This window comes from Aquiflexum sp., assembly GCF_041749095.1.
Lineage (GTDB): Bacteria > Bacteroidota > Bacteroidia > Cytophagales > Cyclobacteriaceae > Aquiflexum.
This window is the reverse complement of the sequence record NZ_JBGTCA010000456.1, coordinates 1-5751: the sequence shown is the minus strand read 5'-3', so window position 1 is coordinate 5751 and position 5751 is coordinate 1. Positions and strand designations below refer to the sequence as shown.

The following is a 5751-nucleotide window of genomic DNA, read 5'->3' as shown; positions in this document are numbered from 1 at the left end:
TGAGGATGAAGAGTATTGAAGTTTCATCTTTATCTGAATTGGTATTCAGTAAAACCAAGGGAAACGCATTTGCATTGACCAAGCTTTTGGAATCTCTTTATAGGCAGAATCTTCTCCAGTTTGATTACCAGGAGAAATTGTGGAAATGGGACCTTGCCAAAATTGCCAAACATAATATCAGTGACAATATCATCGATTTGCTTCTGCTTACCATCAAAGAGCTGGATGAAGAAGGTCTTAAGATGGCCAAGATCGCTTCCGTTCTGGGATTGGAGTTTTCCTTGGAGCAGGTTTCATTGATTGTTGGCAAAAGTGTTGCTGCGATTCACCGGGACTTTTGGCCCTTGATTAAGGATCTGTCCATACTTCCTGTAGGCAATGATTACCATTACCTTCCGGAATATTATGAGCAAAGCCATAAAGATATCCGGTTTAAATTTGCCCATCCCCGAATACAGCAGGCTATCTATGATCTTTTGAATGAAAATGAAAAAGGTGAATACCATTATAATCTTGGCATCATTTATTTGAGAAAAAAGATTGAAAGTGGTGAAGAATTCAGGGTAATAGATATAGCAAGACATTTTTCGATTGGATTCCATTATGTGACCACATCCAAGGACAAATTCCCAATCGGAAAGATCCTGTTGGAGGCAGGTAAAATCGCTGCACAGGCAGCTTCCTTTGAAGTGGCCATGGGATTCACAGAAAATGCCCTTCTCTGCTTGAAAGATGATATTTCCAAAAAAGACAAATTTTTTATTTTGGTCAAATTGCTGGAATACTCCTTTTTGGTCAAAAATGAACCCCGACAATTAGAATACCGGAAGACAGCCATGGCACTTGCTGAAACTCTTCCCGAAAGGTTGGCAGTTTATGAAAAATTGATCAAGGGATTGGATTTTGCAAACCATCAGCAGGAAGCTGTACAATTGGCAAGAACAGCCTTGGAAGAAGCAGGGATCAGTATTCCTGAAAAAGCAAAAAAATGGCAGATAATTTTTCAGGCCATCAAACTGCGGATATTTTTACCTCCCAGCAAATTTGGTGAGATTGCCAACCTTCCTATGGTGGAAGACCCTATTGTAAAGGGGGTTTTTAAAGTGTTGATGGCTGCCTTACCTCCCTATTTTTTTGTAAATATTGATACCTATCCGCTCTTGATATTCAAAATGATTGAACTTACCCTTAAGAAGGGTTGTGCACCGGAATCAGGACCTGGATTTGCCTCCTATGGACTTATTCTTTCAGGAGCAATGAAAAAACCCCTGGAGGGTTATCAGGTTGTCAAAGAATCTTTCAAATTGCTTTCTATCAAAGGAGCTGAGAAATATGCTGCTACCAACATCATGGTGGATATCAGCTTTACATCGTATATCAAGGAGAATATCCAGGACAAAATACCATTGTGTTTGGAAGGTTTCCAAAAAGGATTGGCAGCTGGAAGTATGGAGTACGCCAGTTGGAACCTGCTTTTTGGGTTTTTGATCAAGTTTGATTTAGGTTGCGATTATTTGAAACTGATTCAGGAAGGCATAGAAGAAGGCAATTTTCAAAAACAGTACAATTTCAGAAATCAGGAAGCATTGAACAGTGTAGCTCTCAAAGGACTCAAGGTAATGACCACGGATCCTCAATCCTGGGAAAAGTCATTGGACAAATTCAATAATTCCGAAGAGGAATATTATGTTTCTGCTTTGAAGGAAAAAAACGATGTTTTCCTTTACTCCTATTTTGGGGCATGTGGCCAAATCAATCTTTGGTTTGGTAAATACCATCATGCTTTTGATTTGTTTGAAACTTACTGGTCTTATGCCAAACATCAAGTACCAACCTATTTTATCCATAGTTATAATTTTTCAAGACTTTTAAATGCCTCCCTGTTGACCTTACAGACTGGTGACAGAACTTATAAAGGAATAAACCTTGTAAAGTTCATTAAGAATGGGATCAAGAATTTAAAAGTAAGTGCCAAGTTGAATCCGATGACCTGTCAGCCACTTTGGATGTTTTTACAGGGACAATTGGATCTGATCGTCACAGGCGAGGTCATCCATCATTATTTTGAACAAAGTATAACCATGATGGAAGAAATTGGCAACAAAAGACTAAATATTCTTTTTTGTGAGATTTATTCCAATCATATCAGGACAATTGATAAGGTTAAATATGAATTTTATCGAAACCGTGCCATTATCCAATCCAAGGAAATGAATACTTTTTCGAAAACATATTTGTTAATGAACGAAATGGATGGTCCAAAACAGGTTACTGCCATGGATAAAAAAGACAGCAGGGGTTCTTCCACGTCATCTTTGGAGCTTTCCAACATTGACACCAAGACCTTGATTAAAACCATGCAGGCCCTGATTACCGAAATCAAGGTGGAAAGCCTTTTGGAGAAGCTTCTGACCTATGCGATGGAAAATACCGGTGCACAGGAAGGTCATTTTATCATCAATAGAAATGGCAAATGGGTTATAGAGGTTTCAACTACTGCCAATCATAGATTGCATACAAGTTTTCCAAGGACTATGCTGCAGGAGAGCAAAGAGATTAGTCAGGCAATTCTTAATTATACCAAAAAAACCAAAGAACCATTGGTCATATCCAATGCTTCAGTGACAAAGCCTTTTGATGGAGACGAGGTAGTCAAGGCAAGAAATATCCTATCAGTGCTTTGCATTCCATTTGTCAACCAATCCAAAATATCGGGAATAATCTACCTCACCCATAGTCAGACCTCTGAAGCCTTCAAGGAGGAACATGTGAGTTTGATGCGTCTGATGGCAGGACAGATAGGGGCCATTATCGAAAATGCCCTATTGTATGAAAACATGGAAAATCTGGTCAAGGAACGAACATACCAACTCGAACAGGAAAAACACAAGAGTGAGAATCTGCTGTTGAATATTTTGCCAAAAGAAGTTGCCAATGAGTTGATTGAAAAAGGCAAGGCTTCTGCAAGGTTGTATGAAAGCGTTTCGGTGATGTTCATTGATATCATGGGTTTTACCCAAATCGCAGATAAAATGACTCCCGATGACCTGGTCAAAAATCTGGATAGAATTTTTTCAGGATTTGATTCCATTACTACGGAATTTGGATTGGAAAAAATCAAAACCATTGGAGATGCCTACATGGCTGCGGGAGGTATTCCGGTGGCAAGTGCCGACCATCTGGAGAGAATTATTCTTTCAGCATTTGAGATCATTGATTTTGTCAAAGATTACAATGAAGACAAAAGATGCAGGGGTGAAGCATGTTTTGAAATAAGGATAGGAATCCACATTGGACCCGTGGTTGCCGGAGTCGTAGGTGACAGGAAATTTGCCTATGATATCTGGGGAGATACCGTCAATATCGCCGCCAGAATGGAAGAGAATTCAAAAAAAGGAAAAATCAATGTCTCTGAACATACCTACAAGCTGATTTCGGAAATCTTTGATTGTGAATTCAGGGGAGAAATTCCTGTTAAGAACAAGGGAAATATGAAAATGTATTTTGTCAATGGTAGAATTAAGACGTGAGACATGAGATTTGAGACGTGAGATTTGAGACATGAGACGTGAGATTTGAGACATGAGACGTGAGATTTGAGACAGAGACATGAGACGTGAGATTTAAGACATAGAGCAAACGTTATCCGAAGACTTTGGCTTCGGATTTTTGAGTATTGAGTCTTTGGCTCAAGTAGAGTGGAGGTAGAACCTCCTTACTCAGTGGTCCGAAGGCACAACCTTCGGACAACGTTATCCGAAGACTCTGGCTTCGGATTTTTGAGTATTGAGTTCTTTTGCTCAAGTGGAGTTGGTGGAGGTTATACCTTCTGACTCAGTGATCTAAAGGCACAACCTTTCGGACAACAGTTTCGAACGGTAATTCTTTAAAGGTTTCCTTTTACCTCGATAAGTAAATTGTTTATCTTTAGTTTATGTCTGAAGGTTCAAAAGAAATCATTATCGCATTTTATGAAGCTTTTTCAAAAGGGAAAGTTGATGAAATGGTATTCCATTATCATCCTGAAATTGTTTTTGAAGACCCTGCTTTTGGTCAGTTGAAAGGAGATGAAGTCAAAGCAATGTGGAAAATGCTGATCGAGCGGAGTAAGGGAAACATAAAAATTACTTTTTCTGATGTGGAGATTGACGGTGACCATGGGAGTGCTAAATGGGAGGCGGCCTATATTTTTGGACCGGAAAAGAGAAAAGTGGTCAATAAAATCAGTGCAACACTCGAATTTAAAGACGGTAAAATCATCCGACATGCAGACCACTTTGATGTTTGGAAATGGGCAAGTCAGGCTTTGGGGTGGAAAGGTTGGCTGCTTGGCTGGACACCCATCATGAGAACCCAAATCCGAAAACAATCAAGGGGACTGTTGAAGAAGTATATGGAGAAGGATGTTTCCAAGTCGTAAAGCAGTTTTATTGGGTTTCATTGTGAATAAGCAAAGTTTTTAAATTGGTTCTTTTGGCATGGCCAATTCCAAATCCAACATCCCATCATCTGTACTTATATGCCCATTTCTTCCACCTCGATTGGTTGCCGTGGCTGTATAGCTCTTTTTGATTTTTTTACATGATTTTATCTTTTGTTCAAGTCATTGATCAAACGCTCCATGAGCATTTTCAATTGATGGAACTCCATATCTTCCCAAGTGTTGAAAAAATCCTTGATTTTTTCAGGAATTTGTTGGGCTTTGGACTGTAGGGATTTTCCGGGATAAGTCAGTTCGATCTCTACTTTCCTTTCATCGGTTTCGCTTCTGACCCTCTTTACAAGATTTACGGATTCCAATCGCTTTAACAGCGGTGTCAGTGTTCCCGAGTCCAATTGAAGCTTTTCACCGATCTGTGAAACCATTTGCCCATCTTTTTCCCAAAGTACCAACATCACCAAGTACTGTGGATAAGTCAGCCCCAACTCCTCCAAAGGTTCCCTATAGGCCTGAGAGATAAGACGGGAGGCAACATAAAACTGAAATCCGGGATCTTCATTCAAATTGGTCATATTAATTTTATTTGTAAACAATTGAATTTATGATAATAAAAAATAAGAATCAATGGATGAGGGCAAAAGCTTTTTGGAATTGATTTCACTAATCCTGACTATTGTTGAGAAGGAGAGTTAATGGATGCGATTAATTTTTACATCTTGGTTTAATTGTGTCAAGCGCTTCTCCTTGTCATTTCGACGGGAGGAGAAATCTTTTGCTCCGGTTTTAAGGTATCAGACCTCTCTGGGCGTAAAAGTTACAAGGTAAAGTCAAATTAAATAGCTTCCCTTGTTTGGTTATAAAGCTACTTGCATTGAACTTCTCCTAGTCATTGGTAACGAAGAGAGAAATCTATTCAGCCTTAGGGTTTTAGACCTCTCCTGCCGTACCATGACATAAATCGGAGCACGTCATGCTGACGCAGGAAAGCCTGTCCCGATCCTTTCGGGGCATCTCATGAGGATCAGAAAATGAACAATATAAGCATAAATAGGACCTCTGGAGATCCCTCGTGCCTACCAATGACGTAATCGGAGCAGCCGTCACTCTGACGAAGGAAGAGTCTCAAGAGGATCCTAAAATGCCAAATATAAACATAAATAGGACCTCAAGAGATTCCTCGTACCTACCAATGACAGATATTCATATTGATGGTTTAGAACTATAAATAGCATTCAATTCTTTAAAGGACTTTGCCTTGTCACCTCGACGTCAGGAGAGGTCTATGGCCTGATGTCATTACCAATTCTGAA

General features: G+C 39.5%; 3 protein-coding genes. 2 read left to right on the top strand and 1 reads right to left on the bottom strand.

From position 1 onward, the window contains the following. Both ACEW8O_RS20850 and ACEW8O_RS20845 read left to right on the top strand, forming a co-directional pair. The coding region (locus tag ACEW8O_RS20850) for an adenylate/guanylate cyclase domain-containing protein (protein ID WP_373496559.1) at positions 1-3530 on the top strand (3530 nt) is incomplete at its 5' end. Positions 3531-3934: 404 nt separating this feature from the next. Next, a complete protein-coding gene (locus tag ACEW8O_RS20845) occupies positions 3935-4420 on the top strand; it encodes a nuclear transport factor 2 family protein (protein WP_373496558.1) in 486 nt (161 codons plus the stop codon). Between the two features lie 167 nt (positions 4421-4587). On the opposite strand, the gene ACEW8O_RS20840 is transcribed toward ACEW8O_RS20845, so the two are convergent. Next, the gene (locus ACEW8O_RS20840; protein WP_373496557.1) at positions 4588-5013 is read right to left on the bottom strand and encodes a MarR family winged helix-turn-helix transcriptional regulator; all 426 of its coding nucleotides are present in this window, start codon (positions 5011-5013) and stop codon (positions 4588-4590) included. Positions 5014-5751: the final 738 nt, after the last annotated feature.

Excerpts from the sequence above, each read along its gene's own strand:
- ACEW8O_RS20845 (WP_373496558.1), top strand. The coding sequence starts at position 3,935 with ATGTCTGAAGGTTCAAAAGAAATCATTATCGCATTTTATGAAGCTTTT.
- ACEW8O_RS20840 (WP_373496557.1), bottom strand. The coding sequence starts at position 5,013 with ATGACCAATTTGAATGAAGATCCCGGATTTCAGTTTTATGTTGCCTCC.